At 52.3% G+C, this 25,305-nt stretch carries 17 protein-coding genes; 13 read left to right on the top strand and 4 right to left on the bottom strand.

All coding sequences use genetic code 11. From position 1 onward, the window contains the following. Positions 1–85: 85 nt before the first annotated feature. Complete coding sequence (rlmD, locus tag F7231_RS12965) at positions 86–1,534, bottom strand: 23S rRNA (uracil(1939)-C(5))-methyltransferase RlmD (protein WP_166692197.1); 1,449 nt, start codon at positions 1,532–1,534, stop codon at positions 86–88. A 175-nt stretch (positions 1,535–1,709) separates the two neighbouring features. Between rlmD and F7231_RS12960 the strand changes: the two genes are divergently transcribed. The 3 genes from F7231_RS12960 to F7231_RS12950 all read left to right on the top strand — a co-directional run bounded on the left by F7231_RS12960 (position 1,710) and on the right by F7231_RS12950 (position 8,656). Beyond that, positions 1,710–3,977 carry a T9SS type B sorting domain-containing protein gene (locus F7231_RS12960; RefSeq protein ID WP_166692196.1) on the top strand — a complete coding sequence of 756 codons (2,268 nt, stop codon included), beginning with the start codon at positions 1,710–1,712 and terminating at the stop codon, positions 3,975–3,977. 109 nt (positions 3,978–4,086) lie between these two features. Continuing rightward, positions 4,087–5,148 carry a PepSY-associated TM helix domain-containing protein gene (locus F7231_RS12955; protein ID WP_166692195.1) on the top strand — a complete coding sequence of 354 codons (1,062 nt, stop codon included), beginning with the start codon at positions 4,087–4,089 and terminating at the stop codon, positions 5,146–5,148. A 151-nt stretch (positions 5,149–5,299) separates the two neighbouring features. Then, positions 5,300–8,656, top strand: coding sequence for a ThuA domain-containing protein (locus F7231_RS12950; RefSeq protein ID WP_166692356.1), 3,357 nt, complete (start codon positions 5,300–5,302; stop codon positions 8,654–8,656). A gap of 84 nt (positions 8,657–8,740) precedes the next feature. Here the strand turns inward: F7231_RS12950 and F7231_RS12945 are convergent, their stop codons facing one another. Beyond that, on the bottom strand, positions 8,741–10,684 hold the full coding sequence (locus F7231_RS12945) for an alpha-amylase family protein (protein WP_166692194.1): 1,944 nt from the start codon (positions 10,682–10,684) through the stop codon (positions 8,741–8,743). 401 nt (positions 10,685–11,085) lie between these two features. On the opposite strand from F7231_RS12945, the gene F7231_RS12940 reads away from it, so the two are divergent. Next, on the top strand, positions 11,086–12,057 hold the full coding sequence (locus F7231_RS12940) for a trypsin-like serine peptidase (RefSeq protein ID WP_198172098.1): 972 nt from the start codon (positions 11,086–11,088) through the stop codon (positions 12,055–12,057). Positions 12,058–12,088: 31 nt separating this feature from the next. Beyond that, positions 12,089–12,331 carry a carboxypeptidase-like regulatory domain-containing protein gene (locus F7231_RS12935; RefSeq protein WP_166692193.1) on the top strand — a complete coding sequence of 81 codons (243 nt, stop codon included), beginning with the start codon at positions 12,089–12,091 and terminating at the stop codon, positions 12,329–12,331. 52 nt (positions 12,332–12,383) lie between these two features. Here the strand turns inward: F7231_RS12935 and dnaB are convergent, their stop codons facing one another. Continuing rightward, complete coding sequence (dnaB, locus tag F7231_RS12930) at positions 12,384–14,021, bottom strand: replicative DNA helicase (protein ID WP_085413482.1); 1,638 nt, start codon at positions 14,019–14,021, stop codon at positions 12,384–12,386. Between the two features lie 401 nt (positions 14,022–14,422). On the opposite strand from dnaB, the gene F7231_RS12925 reads away from it, so the two are divergent. From F7231_RS12925 to F7231_RS12910, 4 genes are read left to right on the top strand one after another with little or no spacing between them, the layout of a single operon-like run. Continuing rightward, the gene (locus F7231_RS12925) at positions 14,423–15,376 is read left to right on the top strand and encodes a PhoH family protein (protein WP_085413483.1); all 954 of its coding nucleotides are present in this window, start codon (positions 14,423–14,425) and stop codon (positions 15,374–15,376) included. Continuing rightward, a complete protein-coding gene (locus F7231_RS12920) occupies positions 15,357–16,712 on the top strand; it encodes a T9SS type A sorting domain-containing protein (RefSeq protein ID WP_085413484.1) in 1,356 nt (451 codons plus the stop codon). Before F7231_RS12925 ends, F7231_RS12920 begins: the two co-directional genes overlap by 20 nt. Positions 16,713–16,733: 21 nt before the next feature. Beyond that, positions 16,734–17,204, top strand: coding sequence for a GNAT family N-acetyltransferase (locus F7231_RS12915; RefSeq protein ID WP_085413485.1), 471 nt, complete (start codon positions 16,734–16,736; stop codon positions 17,202–17,204). Positions 17,205–17,206: 2 nt separating this feature from the next. Next, entirely contained in the window at positions 17,207–19,327 is a 2,121-nt protein-coding gene (locus F7231_RS12910) for a ComEC/Rec2 family competence protein (RefSeq protein WP_166692192.1), read from the top strand. Here F7231_RS12910 and F7231_RS12905 read toward each other — a convergent pair whose 3' ends face one another. Continuing rightward, positions 19,328–20,293: a lysylphosphatidylglycerol synthase domain-containing protein gene (locus F7231_RS12905; RefSeq protein WP_085413487.1), complete on the bottom strand. Its 966-nt coding sequence runs from the start codon at positions 20,291–20,293 to the stop codon at positions 19,328–19,330. Between the two features lie 32 nt (positions 20,294–20,325). Here F7231_RS12905 and ruvC point away from each other — a divergent pair, with 32 nt between their 5' ends. The 4 genes from ruvC to F7231_RS12885 all read left to right on the top strand — a co-directional run bounded on the left by ruvC (position 20,326) and on the right by F7231_RS12885 (position 25,275). Next, positions 20,326–20,904: a crossover junction endodeoxyribonuclease RuvC gene (ruvC, locus tag F7231_RS12900; protein ID WP_085413488.1), complete on the top strand. Its 579-nt coding sequence runs from the start codon at positions 20,326–20,328 to the stop codon at positions 20,902–20,904. Positions 20,905–21,303: 399 nt separating this feature from the next. After that, on the top strand, positions 21,304–22,338 hold the full coding sequence (locus tag F7231_RS12895) for a glycoside hydrolase family 76 protein (RefSeq protein ID WP_166692191.1): 1,035 nt from the start codon (positions 21,304–21,306) through the stop codon (positions 22,336–22,338). An 81-nt stretch (positions 22,339–22,419) separates the two neighbouring features. After that, entirely contained in the window at positions 22,420–23,838 is a 1,419-nt protein-coding gene (locus F7231_RS12890) for a glycoside hydrolase family 125 protein (protein ID WP_085413490.1), read from the top strand. Between the two features lie 93 nt (positions 23,839–23,931). Beyond that, on the top strand, positions 23,932–25,275 hold the full coding sequence (locus F7231_RS12885) for an alpha-L-fucosidase (RefSeq protein ID WP_085413491.1): 1,344 nt from the start codon (positions 23,932–23,934) through the stop codon (positions 25,273–25,275). Positions 25,276–25,305 lie beyond the last annotated feature (30 nt).

Raw genomic sequence — 25,305 nt, 5'->3', positions numbered from 1 at the left:
GGGTTTGCGGTTTGTCGTTTGTGGTTGCGCTGCTAATCAAGCAATCCGCTGATTGGCAGCGCAACCACAAACGACAAAACACAAACTATTTTCTCGTAAGTAGCACCACATTTTCGACGTGGTGCGTGTGGGGGAACATATCAACGGGTTGTACGGCTTCAACGCGGTAGGCTTCGTCGAGCCAAGCAATGTCGCGGGCCTGCGTAGCGGTGTTACAACTCACGTAGACAATCTTCTGAGGGGCCGCTTTCAACAACTGCCGAACAACGGGCTCGTCCATGCCCGCGCGGGGCGGATCGGTGATGACCACGTCGGGTCGGCCGTGCTGGGCGAAGAACTCGTCGGTGAGCAACAGCTTCATATCGCCGGCAAAGAATGACGCGTTCGTAATGCCATTTACGTCGGCGTTGACGTGCGCATCGGCCACGGCGGCTTCGACGTACTCGACCCCAACAACGTGCTTAGCCTGCCGGGCTACGAATAGCGCAATGGTGCCCGTGCCCGTATAAAGGTCATACACCAGCTCGTTGCCCGTTAAGCCAGCCATGTCGCGGGCAATGCTATACAGGTTCTGGGCCTGAATGGCATTGGTTTGGTAAAAGGACTTGGCGTTGATCCGGAATGTGAGTGGCGGGTGGGTCGCCGACGACACCATCTGCTCTTCGATATACGGCGTTCCGGCGTAGTTAATTACTTCCTGATCGCCGTAGTTGTCGTTCTTCTTTTTGTTGATGATGTAGTTCAGCGACGTGATTTGCGGAAAACGCGCGCGGAGATGATCCAGCAGGGCGGCCAGCGTATCGGGATGGTCCTGCGCTACCTGCATCGTGACCATCACCTGACCGGTGGTATCGGCAGTGCGGATAATCAACGTCCGGAGGTAGCCTTCGTGGGTTTTCAGGTTATACGCCGCCAGGTTATGGGCAAACATATAATCAGACACGGCGAGGCGAATGTCGTTCGATGGGTCGGGCTGGAGGTAGCAATGGTTGATGGGCAATACCTTGTCGAACCGGCCGGGTACGTGGAAACCAACGGCTCGGAAGTCCATCCGCTCGCCGGCATCTACTTCAGTCTGGGTAAGCCAGCGACCGGCAGCCACGGTAAATTCGAGCTTGTTGCGGTAATACTGCGTGGGTTCGGCCGCAACAATCGGCTGAAACTCCGGCAACGGAACCTTGGCAATGCGCGTAAGGTGATCGATGACTTGTTGCTGCTTGAAGCGGAGCTGCTCGGTATACTGGATGTGCTGCCATTTACAGCCGCCACAAACGCCGAAGTGCTCGCAGAACGGCTGGGTACGTACCGCCGATGGTGTCACGATTCGTTCGATGACCGCTTCGCGATACTGCTTTTTTTGATTGACTACTTTAATATCAACCATATCGCCGGGGGCGGGCATCGGGTAACCGGGCCGACCCTCGACAAAGATGACACCTTCGTCGGTTTTGATTATGCATTTCCCTTCGGCGGCAACGTCGGCTACCAAAAGGTTGGCAATAAGCTGGGGTTGTTTGTGTTTATGACGGCGCATTAAAATGGAGGTCGCTGGAATGACCTGCTCGATGTGACTACTAACAAGTAGTTGATTTATAAAGGATTGTCTGGAAAGGGCAGTTTAGCGGCTGCTTCTACAGACCATTTATTTAAAGATAATCCGCTAAATTAAGCATCCGTTATCGGACCAAGTGCACCCTGCCCCAATTTGTATGACTCAACATTACCGTTCGTTTTTTCATTTCCTGCTGATGGTTGGCCTCTTCGGGCTGTTGCCGGGAATGGTGAAGGCTACCCACATTGTGGGGGGCGAAATAGAATTGCAGTACCTCGGCGCTGGCAGAAACTTTACGCACCGGGTTAACCTGAACTTGTACTTTGATCAGCTTACGGGTAACCCGGGTGCCGAAGATGCAACGGTGGTGCTGGGTGTTTTCCGGAAGCGCGACAACGTATTTCTGTCGGGTCTCGAACTGCCACGTACCGGCTCATCGCTGATCGCCTCGACCCTGCCCAACTGTACGCAGGCCTCACAAAGCACACGCGTTATACGCTACGGCCTTGACGTAACGCTGAACCCCCAGGCGTTTAATGATCCGGGTGGGTACTACATTACCTGGGAACGCTGCTGCCGGAATGGGGGCATTACCAACATTGTTGCCCCCGGCGATGCCGCGTCGACGTTTTACCTCGAATTTCCGGCCATTGCCGCTACAACACCCGCCCTGTACAACTCGTCGCCTGTTTTTAAAGCGCCAAAAGGGGATTACATCTGCCTGAACCGTCCGTTTGTCTTCGATTTTTCGGCTACCGATGCCGATGGTGATAGCCTCGTGTATTCAATGGCGACACCTTATAACGGGTTCAGTGACCGCAATAATCCGATTCCCGGTATTGGCACGCAACTGATTGCCCCCCGATTTTTCCCCGGCCCTTACCCATCAGTTGGCTGGAATACCGGTTACTCGGCCACCAACGCCATTCCAGGTAATGTACCGCTTCGGGTAGACCCCAAAACGGGTATTCTGAGCGTGACGGCCAACCGGGCGGGGCTATTTGTGTTTTCGGTGGAAGTTGTCGAATACCGGCGGGGTATAGCTATTGGGCGGGTTCGGCGCGACTACCAGCTTCAGGCGATCGATTGCCCTACCAACGATGCCCCCGTACTGCTGATGAAAGCACAGGGGGCCAGCAGCTTCTACAAAGAAGGGACTATTCTGACGCTGAACGATACCGATAATGTTTGCCTGAACCTGTTTGTGACCGATCCCAACGCCAACCAGCGCATTTCAATCACCAACGGGAGCGGCTCGCTGGCAGGCCTGGCGATTACGCCGGGTGTGTTGGTGTCGACAACCGGACGTGATACAACATCGGCTCAGTTCTGTTTCGATGCCTGCTCGCTGTATAATAACGGAAACCCAGTAACGCTGCGGATTCAGGCTACGGACGATGCCTGTCCGCAGGGACTTACTACAACCCTCAACGTATTGGTACGGGTAAATGCAACGCCTGCCACCAAACCCGCCGCCAGCACAGATCTGCGTAGTGCTCAGACAACCGTGACCGTGGGTACGTCCTTGACGTTCAATGGCATCGGAAAAGATTCGCAAAATGGGGCGGTGACTATTGAGGCTGTTGGGAGGGGCTTTAGCCTGGCGAGTGCAGGCATGACGTTTTCGCCCAAGTCGGGTACCGGAACCGTAGCGAGTGTATTTACCTGGAAACCCAACTGCACCCAGGCTACTCAGACGGAATACGTGGTTGACTTTATCGCCATTAACAAACGTTGTTCCATTGAACGGCGCGACACCACAACTGTTCGGCTGGTAGCGAGGGGCGTTTCCAGTCAACCACCCAGCATACGTACCTCGCTGCCCGGCCGGGTAGTTGAGGTGCTGGTGTCACCCTCCGATACCACATCGGGTGGCGTGCGGTTCACCGTGTTCGGCAATGACCCCGACAAGACCGATACGCTATTTCTGACAGGCCTCGGGCGGGGGTTCAACCTGGCTTCGACGGGCATGTTGTTTACTAACAAAACGGGAAGCCCGGAACTGCAATCGCCCTTTGCCTGGCAGGCCACCTGCGCCACTCTGCAGGGCAAGAATGAGGCGACCTTCACCCTCGACTTTGCCAATACTGATCGGAGCTGCCAGCCCAAAAATACCGATACCACCAGTGTTGTGTTGAAGCTGAGAACGCCGGAGATCAATTATGAGGAGATGAAAATTCCGAATACGATCACACCGAATAACGATGGGAAGAACGACTATTTTGCCTTGCTGAACGTACCCATCGAAAACTGCTCGGAACGGTTCGAGCGCGTATCGGTCTACAACCGCTGGGGTAAATCGGTTTTCGACTCGACTGATCGGACCTTCCGCTGGTACGCACCTGACTACCCGGCGGGTGTTTACTACTACACTGTCGTCTTCGGAAAGCAGACCTACAAAGGCATGCTCACCATCATGCGCTGACGAGGTATCTTTTTACACAGAGCCGCAACGACCGCATCGATTAGTAGGGTGCTGTGTTTGTTGCGGCTTTCTATTTTCCCCAGTTAACCTGTCGAATGCCACTTTTTTTATGACTTTTTTAGACAAGATTACGTACAAACTACACCGTATTTTCGGCCTCATCGGCGGGCTATTTGTGCTGATGCTGACCCTGACCGGCAGCATTCTGTTGTTCGATAATGCCATCGATGGCTGGCTGAATCCCTCGACCGTCAGCGTGACCCCCGGCACTACCCGACAGCCATACGATACGGTGCTGCAAACCCTGCAACGACACTATCCAACCGGCACAGTCAGGACAATGACGCTGTATGCCAATACCGATAACCGGGCCATTCGGGCCGAGGTCCGTGACGGCAAAAAACGCTTGTGGGCCTATGTAAACCCTTATACCGGCCAGTTTTTGGGCGACCGCGATTCAGAAGCCGCTTTTGTCAGAAAAGCCCGTCAACTGCATGAGCACCTCCTGATACCTCCCGTCGGCGACTGGATTCTGTTTATTGTTGGCATCTCCCTGATCGGCTCTGTGATTACGGGAACCTGGTATTACCGAAAATCGCTGTTGAGCGTTTTCTCGGTGGGTATTCGCTGGAATAAACCCAAACGAATTCTATATGGCGACCTGCATAAATACCTTGGTGTGGCTGCACTGGCTTTCCTGCTAATAATCAGTGTGTCAGGTACGTTCTTCCATTGGGAGCATATCGAACGCGCGTTTGGAGAGGGCAAACCGCGCGACGCTCGTCAGGAAGCCACCAGTATTGAACCTGTAAAAGCGATCGATGCCCTGATTGCACAAAGCCAAAGGCAACTAGCGGGTTTTATGCCCGAAGTGGTCGTTTTTCCCGATGAAACCGGTAAGCCGGTCGTAATTAGGGGCAATGGAGCCGACGCCAATCCGTTTCTGGGTAAGTTCACGTCGGCTGCCGAATTTGACGGGCAGACGGGTAAGCTGACAAAGGTTTTTCGGGCCAGCGAAGCCGATGCTGAGTACAAGGCGGAGCACGTGCTGGAGGAGCTGCATTTCGGCCGATTTGGAGGACTGGCCACGCGATTACTCTACGTTGTACTGGCCCTGGCTATGGCCGTTGTCACCGGCACTGGCCTGCTGATTTGGTGGGTAAAGCGTTGATGGGTACGCCTTACTGAAATGAATAGTTTTCAACAAGTTCTGTCTTTACTTTCTAAAGCACGTCTTTCCATTTATGTATACATCATCACTTTTTCAACGCTTACTCACTAAGCGCCAAACCGCACGCCGATTTGGGCCAACACTGGCGCTTATGGGAGGCTTGCTGGCAGCCTCCCTGGTGCCCGAGAGCTCGGTAATGGCTCAGACGCCTGCCGGTAAGCGGGTGCTCGTTTTTTCCCGGACGAAGGGATTTCGTCACCAGTCAATTCCAACGGGGCAACGTACCCTGATGGAGCTTGGCAAACAGAATGGATTTGCTGTCGATACCACCGAAGATGCCGCTAAATTCACCGAAGAAAATCTGAAGCGGTACAACGCCGTTATATTTCTTAGCACAACCGGCGATGTGCTGAATGATGCGCAGCAGGTCAATTTCGAGCGGTTTATTCAGTCGGGTGGTGGGTACGTTGGTATTCACGCGGCAACCGATACGGAGTACGACTGGCCTTGGTACAACAAATTGGCAGGAGCTCAGTTTGCCTCGCATCCGGGCAACCCGAACGTGCAGACGGGCGAGGCGTATGTGGTCAATAAAAACCACGCGTCGATGTTTGGTTTCCCCGACCGTTGGAAGATCAAGGATGAATTCTATGATTTCAAGAATGTCAACAAAGCGGTGAACGTCCTGGTCAAGCTCGACGAGAAGACGTACAAAGACGGAAAGATGGGCGACGACCACCCAATGTCGTGGTATCATGACTTCGACGGTGGCAAAGCCTTTTATACCGCCTTCGGTCACCCCGACGAAACGTTTGCTGAGCCGGTATTCCTGAAGCATTTGCTGGCGGGTCTGCAGTCGGTAATGGCTACCAAACTCGACTACGCGAAAGCCCGGTCAGTACCTGCACCGGAAGAGAATCGGTTTGAGCGCGAAGTACTAGTGAGCAGCCTCGACGAGCCAACTGAACTGGTGGTGTTGCCCGGTGGCAAAGTGCTGTTTGGGGAGCGGAAGGGAATGCTGAAAATGTATAACCCCGCCACCAAGAAGACCAAAATCGTAGCGCGGATGCCGGTCTATACCAAGTTCGAGTACGGACTGATGGGCGTCAATGCTGATCCAAACTACGCGGCCAACAAGCGGTTGTTTCTGTATTATTCGCCGGACGCAGCTTTATTTGGCGCCGACACCGCCCAGCACCTGTCGCAGTTTACCTACGACGATAAGCAGGATACGCTCCTGATGAATACCGAAAAAGTGCTGCTTCGCGTGCCGGTAAAACGGACTGGTTGCTGCCACACGGGTGGCTCAATTGCCTGGGATAAAAAAGGAAACCTCTACCTCTCGACGGGCGATGATACCAACCCATTTAACTCCGATGGTTTCTCGCCATCTGACAACCGGGAAGGTCGTCAGGGATGGGATGCCTTGAGCACGTCGTCGAATACCAACGATCTGCGCGGTAAGATTCTTCGGATTACTCCGAACGGAAACGGTGGTTACTCCATTCCGGCCGGAAACCTCTTTGGTGAGGGCAACCCGAAAGCACGCCCTGAAATTTATGTGATGGGCAACCGGAATCCATACCGGATTGCTGTTGATCAGCGGACTGGTTTCCTGTACTGGGGTGAAGTTGGCCCCGATGCTGGAGAGAATCGTGCGAAGCGTGGCCCGCGTGGACATGACGAAATGAACCAGGCCCGGAAAGCTGGTTTCTTTGGCTGGCCTATGTTTGTTGGCGACAACAAAGCGTACGAAGTCTTCAATTTCAAAGACAGCACATCAATGGGCATGGCCTATGATGCGGCTAAGCCAATGAACAACTCGCCCCATAACACGGGTCTGAATGAGTTGCCACCAGCGCAGAAAGCGTTCATTTACTACCCGTATGCCGATTCGCCTGAGTTTGGCTCAATTGTGGGCAAAGGTGGCCGTAACGCCATGGGTGGCCCGGTGTACTACTACGACGACTACGCCGCTGATTCGAAAGTAAAGTTTCCGCGTGCCTACGATGGTAAATTCTTCGCCTACGACTGGATGCGGGATTGGATCAACCCCGTTACGATGACGCCGGAGGGTGATTTCGTGAAGATGGAGCGTTTTGCCCCCAACATGAAGTTCTCGCACGTGATCGATATGCAGTTTGCGCAGGATGGTAGCCTTTACACCCTTGAGTACGGCCAGAACTGGTTTGCTGCCAACGATGATGCCCGCCTGTCGCGCATTACCTATACGGCCGGTAACCGCCGCCCCGTGGCTGTTGCTTCAGCAAACAAGCTGGTTGGCGCTGCTCCGCTAACGGTTGCCTTTAACACAAAAGGCAGCATGGACTACGATGGCGACGCACTGACCTATAGCTGGGACTTCGGCAAAGGCATGGCTAAAAGCACGCAGGCCAACCCAAGCATGACGTTTAGCAAGCCGGGTGTGTACACGCCAACCGTGACGGTTACGGATGCATCTGGTAACAAAGCCACCCAAACCCTGACTGTGAAAGTGGGCAACGACATGCCGAAAGTCGATCTGGCCATTAAGGGTAACAAATCGTTCTATTTCCCTAAGCAGCCGATCGCCTATCAAGCATCTGTAGCCGACAAAGAAGACGGTACGCTGGCTAAAGGCATTGACCCGCAGGACGTGACGATGACCATCAACTACATTGAAGGTTTCGACAAAACGGTGCTGGCTCAGGGCCACCAGGCCAACCTGGGCTTTTCGACTGGCAAACGCCTGATCGAGTTGAGCGACTGTAAATCGTGCCACGCCATCGAGAAGAAATCAATAGGACCGGCGTATATCGATGTAGCGAAGAAGTACAAAAGCGGCACGCGGTTACGTGCCCTGGCCCAGAAAGTGATTTCTGGTGGTGGTGGTGTTTGGGGCGAACAGGCCATGAGCGCACACCCACAATTGAAACTCGAAGAGGCCGAAGATATGGTACGGTATATTCTGTCGCTGGCCAATGAGAAAGCGCAGGATAAGCAGCCATTGCAGGGTAACTACATGACGCAGGACCACACAAAAGAGGGGTCATATGTGCTTACCGCTACGTATACAGACCGGGGTAACGGCCAGATTGGCCCGCTGACAGAGGTGAAGTCGATCGCCCTTCGCAGCCCTAAGTTCAAAGCGGTAAACTACGATGAGAAGAAAGATATCTCGAATGTGAAGATGCCGACTGGCAATGAGATTGCCATTGCCACGAAGAACGGAAGCTATCTAGTCTATAACGACATCGACCTGACGGGTATCTCTGGCCTAAGCGCTTCAGTAACGGCGAGGGCTGAGCGGTCGGCAGGGGGAAAAGTTGAGGTACGTGCCGATTCGCCAACGGGGGCCTTACTCGGTGACGCCAACGTGGCAGTAGGTACGTCGGGCCCAGTGAGTATCCCGTTCAAGAAGCCGATGTCGGGTACACATAAGCTCTTCTTGGTGTTTGTGAACCCCGATAACGCGAATAAATCGCTGATGGCTGTTGAAGACCTTACGGTTCAACAGAGTGGGATGTAACGAATAGCAGCAGCTTACAAACTAAAAGAGGCCCTTCCTGATCAGGAAGGGCCTCTTTTAGTTTGCCTGAACAGCGGAACGTACCTAGGAGATAGAAAGTACCAGTACGCCAAGCGGCGGCACCGCAACCGGAACCGTTGTTGTGCCGGTAATGAGGGTTTTTGTTCTGAAAATGTCCTTGTAGGTATATGTCTTTTTAGGTGCCATCTTCATGGCTTTCCACACGTCGGCCGGAATTTGAAGCTGGGTACGTATGGTTTCTTTTCGGTCGAAATTGCAGACGATGAGCAACTTCTGTTTGGCTGAGTAACGCAGGTAGCTAAACAACTGCTCTGGCTTGCCATATTGCTGCAGGTCATAAAACGCGCCTGTTTTAATGGCATCGCTGTTAGTGACGAGCTGGCCCAGTTGCGTGTAAAACAGACGTAGTTTCTTCTGATGGGCAGTAAGTTTACCCCCGTCGAATGCGCCGCCGTTGGTCCAGGCCTGGTATTCGGGTATGCCCCAATAATCAAAAATGGTAGTACGTCCGTCATCGCCCTGAAAGCCTTCGGCCTTTGTGGGATTTACCCCAACTTCCTGCCCAAAATACACCATCGCTGGACCCGTATGAAGTGTTGCAGACAACGTCATGGCCGGAACCGCCGTCCAGGGATCAGCGGCAAACTGCCGGGAAGCAATACGTTGCTCATCGTGGTTCTCAAGAAAACGGAGCATGTGCTTTCCCAACGTACCTGACTCCCCCTGACAAACCCGTGAAATCGCAATGGGGCTACCCTTGCCCTCTACCAGGGCGCGAACGGTATCATAGAGCCCTACCTTATCGTAGAGGTAATCGAACTTGCCGACGTTGATGTAGTTGGCATATTGTTGTGGATTGTAAATCTCGGCAATAAACACAATGGGCGTACTAGCTGGCGCAGCAACCGGGGTAGGCGCAACGCCCGGTTTTGCTTTTGCCGCCCCTGTCGATGCCACAGGTGTTTTTGCTGCAGGCGTTGCAGAGACAGCGTTTGCGTGGCTCGCCTTTATCTGCGGAATGACCCAGCCCCAAAACTCAACGGGCACCATTTCGGCCATATCGCAGCGAAAACCGTCGACACCCTTACTGGCCCAGAACAGCAGAATATCGCGCATCTTCGTCCAGGTACTCGGACGGTCTGACGTTGCGGTTGAACCGAAGTATGTTTTGCGATCATTCTGGTAATCAACGCCGTAGTTTAGCTTGATCGTTTCGTACCAGTCGTCGATGCTCGGTTGGGCTTTGAAGACGTCGTTACCGGTAGCCTTCGCCGGTGTTTCCTCGTAGGGTGGGGCCATTGTACCGTCGGGCACCGACGTACTCGCGGGTGGCTGAAAGGGTTGATCGGGAAGGTAGTAAAAGTTGTTTTGTGGGTCGAATGCCTTAGTTGTATCATCCGTTTCGCCCAAATCCTGAACGCCATCCGGCTTGGCGTCTGAGCTGTACTGCCGGGCAAGGTGATTGGGTACAAAATCAATGATAACCTTCAGGCCGTTGTCGTGCGATCGCTTAACGAGCGCCTCAAACTCCGCCATGCGTTTCCGAACATCGACTGCCAGATCGGGGGCCACATCGTAGTAATCCTTTATGGCGTATGGCGATCCGGCACGCCCCTTGACTACCAGCGGATTGTCGGGCGGAATACCCAGCGACGAATAGCCGGTCATGGTAGCGTGCTCGATTATACCGGTATACCAGACATGCGATACGCCCATTTTTCTGATCTCCTGAAGTGCCTTATCCGTGATATCGTTGAACTTGCCGACACCATTTTCGGCCAGGCTCCCCCAGGGCGTGTTTGCTGTTTGCTGATTACCAAAAAGCCTGGTGAAGATCTGGTAGATAACCAGCTTATCAGTTGGTGTAGCAGCCGGTAATTGCCCGTTTACCAACTGATCGATACGTCGGGCAGTAGCAAAGAGCGGGCTGAATAGCAGGCCAGTAGAAGCCAGACCGGCTGTAAAACGCCGCCTCGACAGGGTTAGCGATGACGAAGAATAGGACATGTAGTGAACAACTAGGAAATGCCTGAAAGCATGACTGGCCGCTTTCACAGGAGCAGCAATATACTAGTATTGCCGTCAACTACCGTGCGCCTGTCTGGTTGCCTCTATTGGTCGATAGATGCCCGTTAGCCGTGGGCTGAACTGGTTTTCAAGTGGATACTAGTAGAATATGTAGCCAACCGATACAATTTGTTCTAGAATGATATAATCAAAATTCTTAAATATGTAGCCAAGATATTTTGGTTAACCGGTTAATAACAAGCTAGTTATATATGTTACCGCTCCCTCAATACGTAAATAAACGCTACTCGATCAGCCTATACATTTGTTGCCGCTGTTAGCAACTAAGGGCCCGGTTGGTACAGCTATTCCTAATCGTATAACCATTAACAGTCACAACAATGGCAGAGGCATTAGTGAAACCTGCACCCGTGCGAAATGGGCGTTCAGGTCGGGCAGCTACTGAGGTAGAGCCTGAGAGCGGCTTCATAGGAAGCGAAGTTTTCGGTCGTAATGAAACAGAACAGGAGTTGGTTGAAACGTATATTAAGCCAGCCGATTTCAGTGCGATTACCTCAAATGGACGGCAGGAATCTGCTCAGGAAACACTTCTGGAGGATTCGGGCAGTGAGGCTGGTCAGGACGAGATGTTGCGCGAAGCCTTTTTCGCAAGCTATGATGTCGATGAAACCGTAAATGAGGTTATCATTGGCACCGATGACCGCGTGCGCATTACAAATACGACTGTTTATCCCTATCGGGCTATTTGCGCACTACGGATTACGGCCGCCGACGGTACCCGTTGGATTGGCACAGGCTGGATGGTTGGCCCGCGCACTGTAATTACAGCCGGTCACTGCGTATTCCTACATAACAATGGGGGTTGGGCGCGGTCAATCGAAGTAATACCCGGGTTGAATGATGCGGCGCGCCCGTATGGTTCGGCCACAGGTACTATGCTGCGGAGTGTAAAAGGCTGGACAGATAGCAAAAAGCGGGATTACGATTACGGGGCTATTATTTTACCCGCAAACAGCCGTCTTGGCGATCGGGTGGGTTACTTTGGCTATGCTGTACGGGACAACAGTTACCTGATGGGCTCTGTATTGAACCTGTCGGGTTACCCAGGCGACAAAGGCGGGAATCAGCAGTGGTTCATGGCCCGTACACCCAGAAGTTTAACCGATCGGGTAATTACGTATGAAATTGATACGATGGGTGGACAAAGTGGCGCGCCAGTTTGGATCAAAGTGGGCGAGCAGCGGTATTGTGTGGGTATTCATACTAATGGTCACAGCAGCGGCAATTCTGCTACCCGTATTGTACAGGACGTTTTCAACAATATCAAAAATTGGAAAGCAGAAGGCGCCTGACAGCTTGTTAGTGTCAAAACCACGTAAGCCAATGAACATCACGGTAGTGAATCAGCAGGGACAACCAATTGAAGGTGTCGTAATTATGGTTGTCGACGGCCCGGTTAGTGTTCCTGATATTGCATCGATGACCGATGCGACCGGAAAGGGTTCATTGGGCCAACTGTCAGTACCGGGTAACTACACACTTTTGTTGAGCTATCATCAGAATCAGCAAAGAGAGACCGTTCAGTTTCAGCCCGGGCAGTCGATTACGGTAAGAGTGAAGGAGTGAAGCCAATCGATAAAAACGCCTCGCCGAGTACTCGGCGAGGCGTTTTTATCGGCTAAAATGGTGTTTCCTGACTTGGGTCGGCGTTGCCGAAATTCGAGAGGTCATTGGCCCGACTGCGCAACGTACCCGGCGTTGGTGGGAGCGGAGGCATTGTGCCCGGTGGCGGAATAGCTCCTGACGACCCCGACCCATCGAAGCTACTCATGCCCGACACACCCTCAGGGAATGAACCCGGTGCGGGCGCGAAATACCCATCGAGGTCGCAGAACTTGGTGAACCGGTTTACAAAGCGCAGTTGGATCGTATCCAGCGATCCGGACCGGTTCTTCGCTACAATTACTTCGCCAACGCCTAGCGTTGAGTTGCCCGCTTCGTCCTGTGTAATGTTGTAGTATTCAGGACGATACAAGAACATAACCATGTCGGCATCCTGCTCGATTGATCCTGATTCACGAAGATCGGATAGTTGTGGTTTCTTGTCGCCACCACGCGTTTCAACGGCCCGGCTCAGCTGCGACAGGGCAATGACAGGTACGTTCAGCTCTTTCGCCAGGTTTTTTAGTGCCCGCGAAATCGAGGCAATCTCCTGTTCACGGTTAGAGCCCTTACTATTGTCGCCGGTCATCAATTGCAGGTAGTCGATCACGACAATCTGAATATCATGCTGCGCTTTCAGACGACGACATTTAGCCCGTAGTTCCAGAATAGATAGGGCAGGCGTGTCGTCAATATAGATCGGGGCTTCAGTGAGGCGCTGAATCTTATGGTGCAACTGTTGCCACTCGTGTGGAGCCAACTGACCTTTCCGGATCTTCTCCGAGTCGATCTCTGCCTCAGCTGAGATCAGACGATTCACCAACTGCACCGACGACATTTCGAGCGAGAAAATTGCAACCGGTTTGCCGTGGTCAACCGCCGCATTTCGGAGGGCCGACACCACAAATGCAGTTTTGCCCATCGCTGGCCTCGCCGCAATAATGACCAGTTCGGAAGGCTGCCAGCCGGAAGTTAAGCGGTCAAGCGCTGTGAAGCCGGAAGGTACCCCTGTGAGGCCTTCCTGATTCTTCTTGGTCTCCATTTCCTTCAAGGCTTCGCCCACGATGGAGCGCATGTCGGAAACTGTTTTGCGGATGTTCGACTCGGTCAGTTGAAACAGATCGCGCTCCGTTCGGTCGAGGAGCGTAAACACGTCGGTGGTATCTTCGTAGGCATCCCGCTGAATCTCCGATGACATCGTGATCAGCCCACGTTTTAGGGCCTGCTCGGTGATGATGCGGGCGTGGTATTCGATGTTGGCGGCTGAGTTTACCCGCAGCGTCAGTTCCGAAATATACCCCCCGCCACCTACCAGCTCAATTTCTCCGGTTTTACGCAGTTGTTGCGTAACCGTCAGCAGGTCAATGGGTTCTGAGTTGGCGAATAGGGTGAGAATCGCCTTATATACCCGTTGGTGTGCCTCTTTGTAGAACGTCTCAGGCTTGAGCAAATCCACTACGGCCGACAGCGCATCTTTCTCGATCATAAGCGCCCCCAACACCGCCTCTTCCAGATCTACCGCCTGCGGTGGCAGTTTACCGAGGCCTGTATCGAGGAATCGGTTAATGCCCGCCTGCTGCCGGTTTCCCGGTGCGTTGGTAGTATTCTTGCGAAAGTTGTTGTTTGGGCGGGGTGCTCCGCTGTTGGTATCCATGGTTAAGCAAAAATAGGCTGAAAGCACCAGTAAAGGCAAGCAATTGTAATGGTCTGAATCGCGGGATTAGTAACTTGGGGTAGCTAACTAGCTGATCACAAACCTGATGCTGACGGTCTAAAAAATGTGGTTGTCACCAAAATAATCAGTAGTCCAAAAATAGATTTTTTTCTTGCGAGACCGACCCGAGATACCCTTTTTATTGATCCGATTGAGCATCAGCAAGATAAGAGAGGCTATACGATTATTTTACCTTTTTGTTGCACCCTTATCATACGGTAGACTGTAGCGAATGTGAGCCAATTTTTTCCGAATCTTGTTGTGTAGGTAAGGCTATTCGGTATATTCAACCAACCAACGCCCGTTTCCCAAGGGAGTTCTCACTTAATCAGTTTACCAGTTTGGTCGAAAAAATCATAACACTCGACGGCGACGTTTCCCTCATCGATTTTCTGGGCGTCGAAAACACAAATATCAAGGAAGTAGCTGCGGCTTTTCCGATGAGTAAAATCATTTCGCGGGGCAACGAAATCCGCATCAAGGGTACTACGCCCGAAATTTCACGGATTACCGATATCCTGGAGTCGCTGATGCAGCATTACCAGCGGTATGGCAAGCTGACGCATGAAAATGTGCAAACATACCTGAGTGGCGGCAACGAATCGGATCAGAACAGCGTACCGGTGTCTGATGATGAAGTGCTGGTCTATGGGACTAAGGGCATTGTTGTGCGGGCAAAAACGGCCAACCAGAAACGGTTGGTTGAAGCCGCCGAGAAGAGTGACCTTGTATTTGCTATTGGTCCCGCTGGTACGGGTAAAACCTACACCGCTGTGGCCATTGCCGTACGGGCCCTGAAGAACAAGGAAGTACGCAAGATCATCATTACCCGCCCGGCGGTGGAAGCGGGCGAGAACCTCGGTTTCTTGCCTGGTGACCTGAAGGAAAAGATTGACCCGTATCTGCGCCCGATCTATGACGCTCTTGACGACATGATCCCGGCGGAGAAATTGAAGTACTACCTGGAGAACCGCACAATTGAGATCGCACCGCTAGCTTACATGCGCGGCCGAACGCTGAACAACGCATTTATTTTGCTCGATGAAGCGCAGAATACGACGGCCATGCAGATGAAGATGTTTCTGACCCGAATGGGACCTTCCTCGAAGGCCATTATCACCGGCGACCGTTCACAGGTCGATTTGCCGAAGCATCAGAAGTCAGGATTGTCGGAGTCAATCGGTATTTTGCGGGATATTCCAGGCATTGCCTTTGTTGAACTTGATGGGCGCGATGTGGTGCGTCACAGGCTGGTAAAAGCCATCATTAGTGCATATGAAAAAGCAGGACAATAACAGTGGTCCGTTAAAGGCCGGTCGGCTTGGGCTGACCGGCCTTTTTTTGTGGATGTCGATTGCCAGTGGGCTCGCTCAGTCAACAACGTTGCCAGATGATGACAGTCACAAGCAACGATGTGCTAATCCGCTCATCGAAGCACAGTTACAGCGTCTATCGCCGAAACGGCTGCAACAGATTAATACGCTGAACGAGCAGGTACGGGCGTTCGGTACATTCAACTCCAACGCCCGGGGCGCTGCAGCTACTGTGTACCGAATCCCGATTGTTGTTCATGTCATCCATAATCAGGCTAACAATGCCATTGGTGGGGCCAACAACCCAAATATTACGGAGGCTCAGATACTGTCGCAGATTCAGGTTCTCAACGAAGATTACCGTAAAGTAGCAGGCACACCGGGAGGGACGTCGACCAACCCCATTGCGGTAGACACAAACATTGAGTTTTACCTCGCCACCAAAGACCCGAACGGACAGTCGACAAATGGCATTGTCCGCACCTATTATTCGGCGCAAAGTTCATTCGATCTCTTCAATGACCTATTTCTACTCTCGAGCATAAGTTACTGGCCGTCTGATCGCTACCTAAATATTTGGGTGGTGGCCCTGTCGAACCGAAATTACCTGGGCTACGGTCAGTTCCCTACGGCTGCCGATACGCTGCAAGGACTGGGTGATACAGACGCGCGCATTGACGGCGTGGTGATCGACCACCGGTACTTTGGCCGCAGAACGGGTACCGTGACGAGCAGCCTATACTGTTGCGGACGAACGACCACCCATGAAGTAGGACACTGGCTGGGCCTGATTCACCCCAACGGCGACACGCGGTGTGGTGACGATTATGTAGCTGACACGCCACCCATCGAAGCGCTGAATGAGACCGACAAATGTGATGCGATCTTCTCGACCTGCCAACCTGGGGTACGCACGCGAAACCTGGTTGAAGACTACATGGATTACTCGCCCGATGCGTGTATGAACGTATTCACTGGCGGGCAGCGTGATCGGATGATGGCCGTTCTACAGCTAAGCCCACGTCGATTACAGCTTATTCAGGCGAACACGACGCTGCCTGAAACCGAGCAACTGACGGTGCTTGTTTACCCTAACCCAAGCAATACGCAGAGCACTGTTAGGGTGCAGTTTAAGGGGGCTCAGGCTTTCAGTACTGAGTTGATCGATGTAAGCGGCCGCACCATACAAACAGAGGCTTACCAGGCTACGTTGAGCCGAGAAATCACCCTGCCGGTTGCCGATTTACAGGCTGGAGTCTATATCTTTCGGGTCAAGACGCAAAACGAGACAGTGAGTCAGCGCGTGCTGATTCAGTAAAGCGCATTATGCTTCATCAATATGATTACTGTATCCACAATTCAATCGAAAGCTGATTTAGAGACCGTTTTTGCCATTCGTCGGGAGGTATTTGTCGAGGAACAAAACGTGCCTGCCGAGGACGAATACGATGAATTTGAAGAAACCAGCAATCATTTTCTAGCCTTGTTGGATGGTCAGCCCGTAGGCACAGCTCGTTGGCGCCGGACAAGCAAAGGCGTTAAACTAGAGCGTTTCGCAGTACGTGCCGCGGCCCGTGGAAAAGGGGCTGGTAAAGCACTGGTGCAGGCCGTTCTAAATGACGTGTTTGCCCAGCAGCCTGAGCCCATCGAAAGTATCTACCTGCACGCCCAAGTGTCAGCCATGCCGCTTTATGCCGAATTTGGCTTTGTGCCGGTAGGGCAACAATTCGACGAATGCGGCATTCAGCACTACAAAATGGTACTACCTGGCAAGCGGATGCCAAGTGAGCAGATGGCCGGTCCACAGTAGGCATGCGGGGCTATCCCTTTTTCAGGTACGTTGGTGCCATGCTAGTGGGCATTTTCGTAGCCGAGGCCTGGCCTGGTTCGTTCGGGTGGGTGGTAGGAATAGGGCTGCTGGCTACACTAGTGTTTGGCACGCTACTCTACCGAAATGAACAGCGGCTCGTCAGGCCCTTAAACGTGGCGCAAGGACTTGCCGGACTGGTATTGTTTGGAGTGGTAGGCTGGCTGGCCGTAGCCCTTCAGTCGCCGAAGCTCCAGCCTGATCACCTGGTCAACATCGGTCAGTTGCCGGTTGCCTACGAGGCTGTCGTGACCAACTTGCCCGAAGAGCGTGCCAAAACATATAAAGTTGAGCTGGTAATCAGGCGCGGACGACTAACCGACTCTGGTTCGTTTCAAGCATTGAGCGGTCGTGTACTGGTGTACCTCGACAAAGGAGACTCAGTACGCCCAACGCCTATGCCCCGCTACGGTGACGTGTGGCTCGTAGCAGGTAAACCACGTGTAGTAGATCCGCCACTGAACCCCGGCGAGTTTGATTTTAAACGCTTTTTAGCGCATCGGGGGATTTTCCACCAGCAGTACCTTCGAGCCTGGCAACGGACCGTCGTCGGCCATGCGCCACCAAACCGCCTCGTCGAATTAGCGTACAATACCAATCGCTGGTCTGATAGCGTACTCACGGCTCGTGTGGTGACAAAAGCGGAATTCGGCATCGTAAACGCCATGATTCTGGGTGTACGCGATGACCTCGATCCGGCCCAGTATCAGTCGTACGCGGCGGCTGGCGCAGTGCATATTCTGTCGGTGTCGGGCATGCACGTTGGTATTCTGTTTGTGGTGCTCAACTGGTTGTTAACATGGGTGGCCCGTGGAAAGGGCAACAGCTGGTGGGTAGTTAATATTAAACTGGCTGTTCTCTGGTTTTTTGCGCTCATGACCGGTTTCTCTGCCCCGGTACTTCGATCGGCGCTGATGTTCTCGTTTTTGCTCGTCGCCGGGTTAACCAACCGTACCCAGAGTTTATTAAACACCCTGGCGGCATCAGCATTGGTGCTGCTGTGTTACGATCCGTTCGCGGCATTTTCGGCGGGTTTTCAATTGTCGTACCTGGCGGTGGCAGGCATTGGCGCGTGGGTTCCGTATCTCAACCAACTGATGCGACCTACTTCCTGGATGGGTATCAAATTATGGCAGATGTCGGTTGTTGCCCTTGCCGCTCAACTCCTGACCTTCCCATTGGGGATCTACTACTTTCATTCGTTCCCGACCTACTTCTTGCTGGCAAACCCCGTTGTCATGGTGCTGTCTGCCATCCTGGTTCCCTTGTCGATCGCAACGCTGGCGTTCGGCTGGATACCCGTTCTGGGTGATTTGCTGGGCTGGTTGCTGCAAAAAACGGCCTGGTTGATGAATTACAGCGTAGAGGCTATTGGCCGGTTTCCCGGTGCCATGCCCGGTGCTATGTGGCTGTCGCTTGCCGGGTTGCTTGTTGTGTACGCCCTTATCTGGGCGGTCTGTCTATTGCTGCTCACCCGAAGCCGAACGTACCTAAACTTAACGCTGGTGCTGGCCTGCTGTTTTGCCTTATTAGTCATTTATGAGAAAAGGAAACAAGACAACCAGCAACGACTGACGGTTCATTTCCTACCCCGTAAAACAGCTGTGAGCCTGGTAAGCGGGCATCACGCTCTCGTTTTGACCGATGACGACTGGCAGGCCAACTCCCGTAACTACGACTTCTACCTCAAAAATACCTTTGGTCAGTGGGGAATCGACAGCCTGACTGTTGGTAGCCTTCGGGCCGATTCGCTGCCTGTTCCGTTGGCCTACCAGCACCAACCGGATTTAGCGCTGGCTGTCTGGCACGGACGAAGTATTTTGTTTGTCAATCGCTTGTCTGCTTGTCGGCAGTGGCAATTACCAAAACTTATCGACTACGTGGTGCTTCGCCGAACCGCCGTGCATGACTGGGCATCGCTGACCCGGCATGTGGTAGCGCGTCATATTATCCTCGACGACTCCAACGTTGCTGGCCCTACCGATAGCTTGCTGGCTCAAACCCCACCACCTGGTGTTGCCGTGCACGCCATTCGGCGAGACGGCGTGTTTACCGCCGAATGGTAGTTAATTCTGGCTAGCCACCCGCAGTCGCCAGAGCGAGAGTAGGCCAAGGCAAACAGGTAAACCAATATTTACAAGCCAGAGTGTCAGGGTGGCAGTAAGCAGAGGCGGAGCCGGTAAATTAAGGGGGGCAAATACCCAAAGAGCCGCAGCCTCCCGTACACCCAGGTCACTTAACCAGTTAAAGGCCGGCGCAATTGTTTTGACGAGATAAATTACGCCCACTCCAGCCGCTAGAAATGAGGGAGGGAGGTCAACGCCGTATAGTCTGAAAGCGGCGTACAACTGCAGCGAAAACGTCAGGTGCCGGAGCAACGCTAGCCCAAACACAACCGCCATGTCAGCGTGACTGTACTGGCCAATAAGCTGCCAATAGGCAACATACCTATTCAGTAAGGGCCAGCGCGTTGACCAACGGACAAACCGGTTTCGATAAAAATTGAGTACTACCCCCGCCATACTCAGGCCTGCCAGCAGCCAAAGCAGCGCATAGCCGCCAGCCGTTGCCCGGGCCGGTACGTGGGTCAGGTACGTTGCCCAGGCAACTGTGCCCACCACCAGTGCTACATAAAACTGCATACCCCCAGCTACCAGTGCGGCCCCTACGGCATTGGCCCGGTGACCAATCTGAATTGACATCACCCGACCAGCCGTATCGCCCACCATGCCCGGAACGGCCATACCCAGTGACAGACCGGCCAACACCCCGTTCAGTGCCTCACCAAACCCTACCGGCGACAGCCGTCTGACGAGCCACTGCCACTTAATTGCTTCAAACGACCAGTTTACGGGTGTTAGTAGCAGCAAGGCTATAGCCCAGCCCGACAGCCAGTCGGCCGATCGTAGCGGTTGGCGCAAATCAGTGATGCGAACGGTTTGTTGGCGCAACGTATAGAGGATGAAGCCGATGAGGACACAAAACGTAGCTGCCTTGGCCCAGAGCGTGATTTTTTTAGATACATCGGGCATGGAAACCGGTCTGAAAGCGTTACTTTGCACATATGGCCTCACAAACTCCCATTACCGAAAAAATCATCCTTGGCGTTGACCCCGGCACTGTAATCGCTGGCTATGGCGTCATTATGGTCCGGGCGGGTGTGATGCGGATGCTGCAGTATGGGGTGATCAACCTCTCCAAATATACGACCCATCAGCTCAAGCTTCAGAAGCTCCACGAAACCATGCACCGGCTCATCGAAGAGCATAAGCCCGATGAAATGGCTATTGAAGATCCCTTTTTCGGTAAGAATGTGCAGGTCATGCTGAAGTTAGGCCGGGCTCAGGGCGTGGTCATGGCCGCAGCACTATCCCGTGGTATTCCGATTGTTGAGTACGCGCCCCGGCGGGTTAAGCAGTCGGTGACGGGCAACGGGAACGCGTCAAAAGAGCAGGTGTCGCAAATGGTATCTTCGCTGCTAGCCGTTGATTTGAATCCCGAATTCTTTGATGCAACCGATGCGCTGGCTATTGCTATTTGCCATCATTTTCATGAAAATGCGCTGCCTGTCCGGTCAACAAAAAAGACAAAGAAAGGCGCCTGGGGGGCGTTCGTCAGTGAAAACGAAAGCCGGATAATGTAAAGCAGGAGTCCTGCTGAACTACCGGTCTTAACTGGATACACGATGTCATCACCTACGGGTGATGACATTTTTTTGTGGCTCTATCTTCTCCGAAGTGATGCATGAGGTAACTTATTTTTCCAGCCTGTGAAGAGGATATGTTCACTGGAAATTGCCTTTATCTACTCAAACACCCAAGTTGATTCATTTGCTTGTACTGTGCTGTCAGCCAGTATGAGCCAAAAATTGCAACTCTACTACAGTAACGTACCTACTTCAATCTGGCGTCTCAACATGCTGTTAACTAGACCTATACTTTCTTTTCGTAGTCATATACGCTGTGCTATTTTGATGGTTCTACTGGTCGCGACTGCCAGTCAGCGTGGCTTATGCCAGGCAAGGTCAGCCGTAAAAAAGTCGATGAGTTTAGAGTGGGCTTCCATTGCCGATAGCAGCACTAAGGCATTGAACACACAGTTTTTTAATGAAAGCGGCAAGTATTACAACGTCAACAATGGCGGTAAGACAGACTTTAATTACTGGCCGCAGGCCCATGCGCTGGACCTGCTCGTCGATGCATACACCCGTACCCGCAACAAGCAGTATTTGGCTTACATGAACGATTGGTTCGTTGGGGTTCGGGTTAAGAACGGCAATACATTTCTGAATACGTACTACGACGATATGCTCTGGAACGCGCTGGCAATGCTCAGGGCCTATGAAGCGACAAAAGATAAAAAGTGGCTCGAGGCTACGCAGGTGCTGTGGGAAGATATTAAGCTTGGCTGGAGCGACGTGCAGGGTGGTGGCATTGCTTGGCAAAAAAAGCAGCTTGACTATAAAAATACGCCGGCCAATGCCCCGGCGGTTATCCTGGCTGCCCGATTGTACAAACTCCTGAAGCGTCCGGCTGATCTGGACTGGGCAAAAAAAATCTACGACTGGCAAGTTAAAACCCTGGTCGATCCTGCCACTGGCTTCGTCTATGACGGAATAAATCGCCAAAAAGACGGTAAGATCGATTTGAACTGGAAATTCACCTATAATCAGGGCCTATTGATCGGAGCAGGGCTGGAAATGTACCGGATTACCAGCATGAATACGTACCTCGACAATGCCATGAAAACGGCTAATTTCAGTATGGCTGACCCCGCATTGTCGCCTTCGGGAATATTGAAAGCCGAAGGCAACGGTGATGGTGGGTTATTCAAAGCGGTACTCGTTCGCTATCTTGCCCTCCTGGCCACCGAAAAGGCAGTGCCTGCTGACATTCGCAAGCAGTACGTCGCTTTTTTAACCACGAATGCCGAAACGCTCTGGCAAAACGGGACGCAAAAACCCGCTATTCAATTTGGACCTAATTGGAAAACTAAGCCCATCAACGGAACGGCCGAACTGACAACTCAACTCAGCGGCGCTACCCTTATAGAGGCCATGACAAGAATTGCGAAATAAACTGATCCGGGTGAAATTTAGCTGAATGCCAATGGATTACGCTTTTAGTTGATCGAATACGAAGTGTACGTTATAAACTTTATGAACCGAAGAACTTTCATTCAAACCACCTCGCTGGGCGCTGCTGCCCTAACAACACAACCGATTTCGTTTGCTCGCGCTGCTGGTGATTTTCCCGTAGTACGCACGCCACTTGACCAGCGTAATTTTCGATCAGAAGCGGTGGAACGAGCAATCTATACCGTGAAAAGAGGGATAAAGAATCCTGAAATGGCCTGGCTGTTCGAGAACTGTTTCCCTAATACACTCGACACGACCGTTGATCATTCCACTATCGACGGAAAGCCAGATACTTATGTCATTACTGGTGATATCGATGCAATGTGGCTGCGCGACTCGACGGCCCAAGTATGGCCCTATCTGCCGTTGATGGCCCAGGATAAACCACTTCAGCAGTTGATTGCGGGGGTCATTTACAGACAGGCACGCTGCATTCGCTTTGATCCGTACGCCAATGCGTTCTACAAAGAACAAACAAAAACTGGCGAGTGGAAAGATGATGCCACCGATATGAAACCGGGGTTGCACGAACGCAAATGGGAAATAGATAGCCTTTGCTACCCCATTCGACTCGCTTACTTCTACTGGAAACGCTCGGGCGATCTGTCTCCTTTTGATGCCAACTGGCAGGAGGCCATGCGACTGGTGGTGCAAACTTTCCGGGAACAGCAGCGCAAAACTGGAAAAGGACCCTACAAGTTTGAACGCCGCACAACCTGGGCTACCGATGGCGTGCCGCTTGGTGGCTATGGGTATCCAGCAAAGCCAAACGGCCTGATCTGCTCTATGTTCAGGCCCAGCGATGATGCAACCATTTATCCGTATCTGATTCCGTCGAACTTCTTCGCGGTCACTTCACTCCGGCAACTGGCCGAATTACTGGTCGCACGCAAAGCCAACGCAACTTTAGCCGCCGATGCACGCGCATTGGCCGATGAGGTGGCTACCGCATTGGAACAGCATGCCGTCACTACCCATCCGCGTTATGGCAAGGTGTATGCCTACGAAGTGAATGGGTATGGCTCTTACAACCTGATGGACGATGCCAACGTGCCTAGCTTATTGGCAATGCCGTATCTGGGTGCTATGCCTGTCACAGACCCAATCTATCAGAACACACGCAAATTCCTTCTTAGCGACGATAATCCATTTTTCTTCAAGGGAAAAGCAGGGGAGGGAATCGGAGGACCACATGCCGGTATCGACATGATTTGGCCGCTGAGCATCATTGTGCGGGGATTAACGAGTACTAACGAAAACGAGATCAGGCAGTGTTTACAAACACTACAGCACGTAAATGCAGGTACTGGTTTCATGCACGAAGCCTTCCATAAAGATGACGCAAGCAAGTTTACCCGCAAATGGTTTGCCTGGGCAAATACTATATTTGGTGAATTCGTTTACAAAACGTTTCAGGAGCGACCTGCTTTATTGTCGTAAAACTGGCGTCGCTTTCCCGACATAGACTAAATGTCGGGAAAGAGGTCCTTATTTGACCCCCAACCTGATATTCACGCCCCAACTCGCTAGTCTATGCGCTTGCTGCTTTTTTGCTTATTGTTTGTAGTTACGTTCGCTCAGGTACGTGCACAGCCTAAACCAACGGCCCGTCAGCTTGCCTGGCAACAGCTTGAGACGACCGCTTTTCTTCACTTTACTGTCAACACGTTCACCGACAAGGAATGGGGGGATGGTACAGAAAGCCCGGCAATCTTTAACCCCACTAAACTCGATGCCCGGCAGTGGATAAAGGCGCTGAAGGATGGCGGTTTTAAAATGGCTATTCTGACGGCAAAACACCATGACGGCTTTTGCTTATGGCCATCGAAACTAACGGAGCATTCGGTTAAAAATAGTCCTTACAAAGGTGGAAAAGGCGATGTTGTGCGCGAAGTAGCTGAAGCCTGCCGCGAATATGGATTGAAATTCGGGGTCTACTTGTCGCCTTGGGATAGACATGAACCCCGCTATGGCACTGCTGACTACAACGATTACTACAAAGGCCAGCTACGCGAACTGTTAACAAATTATGGCCGCATTGATGAGGTATGGTTTGATGGCGCGAAAGGAGAAAATGCCAAAAACATGTCCTATGACTTTGCCGGTTATTGGGCAATGGTACGCAAATTACAGCCGCAGGCAGTCATGTTCTCTGATGCCGGTCCCGACATTCGCTGGGTAGGTAACGAGTCGGGCAACGCCGGCGAAACCTGTTGGTCAACTATCGATACAACTGGTTTGGCACCCGGTAAGGCAGATGCTGCTTATTTAAATAGGGGAGATGCCAACGGACCCGTGTGGATACCAGCTGAAACGGATGTCTCTATCCGCCCGGGTTGGTTTTATCATGCTACCGAAGACAGCAAGGTACGAACACCTGCTAATTTGGTTAAGCTGTATTACGAGTCAGTGGGACGCAACAGCTTGTTACTGCTCAATATTCCGCCAAATCGTGAGGGGCTTTTAGCTGAATCAGATGTAGCCAGTATCCGTAACTTCCGCCGTATTCTAAACGAGACGTTTCGCAAAAATTTAGTAGTTAAAACGTCTAGGTTGACCGACGGTAAGCTGAGTACGTTTGTAGACGTTGAGGCAGGAAAACCACTTGAAATTCAATTACTAGGCGAACAACTGATTGACCGAATTGCAATTCAGGAAAATATAGAAAATGGTCAGCAGATCATTAATGGTCAGGTTGAATACTGGGACGGACGTACCTGGCAACCACTCAAGACATTTACGACCGTAGGGTATAAGCGGCTGATCCGTTTTCCTGAAGTGCGCACCGCAAAATTGCGCTTGTTAATAAAGCAAGCAAAAGGACCTGTCCAACTTGCAGAAGTTGGGGCGTATAAAGCTGCCACTGGTGAGAACTAGCTGAATCAAAAGGACACGAACAGAATTGTT

It is taken from the genome of Fibrivirga algicola, from assembly GCF_011742925.1.
GTDB classification, from domain to species: domain Bacteria; phylum Bacteroidota; class Bacteroidia; order Cytophagales; family Spirosomataceae; genus Fibrella; species Fibrella algicola.
Note: the sequence above shows the minus strand (reverse complement) of the source record. Positions and strands in the feature narration are given on the sequence as shown.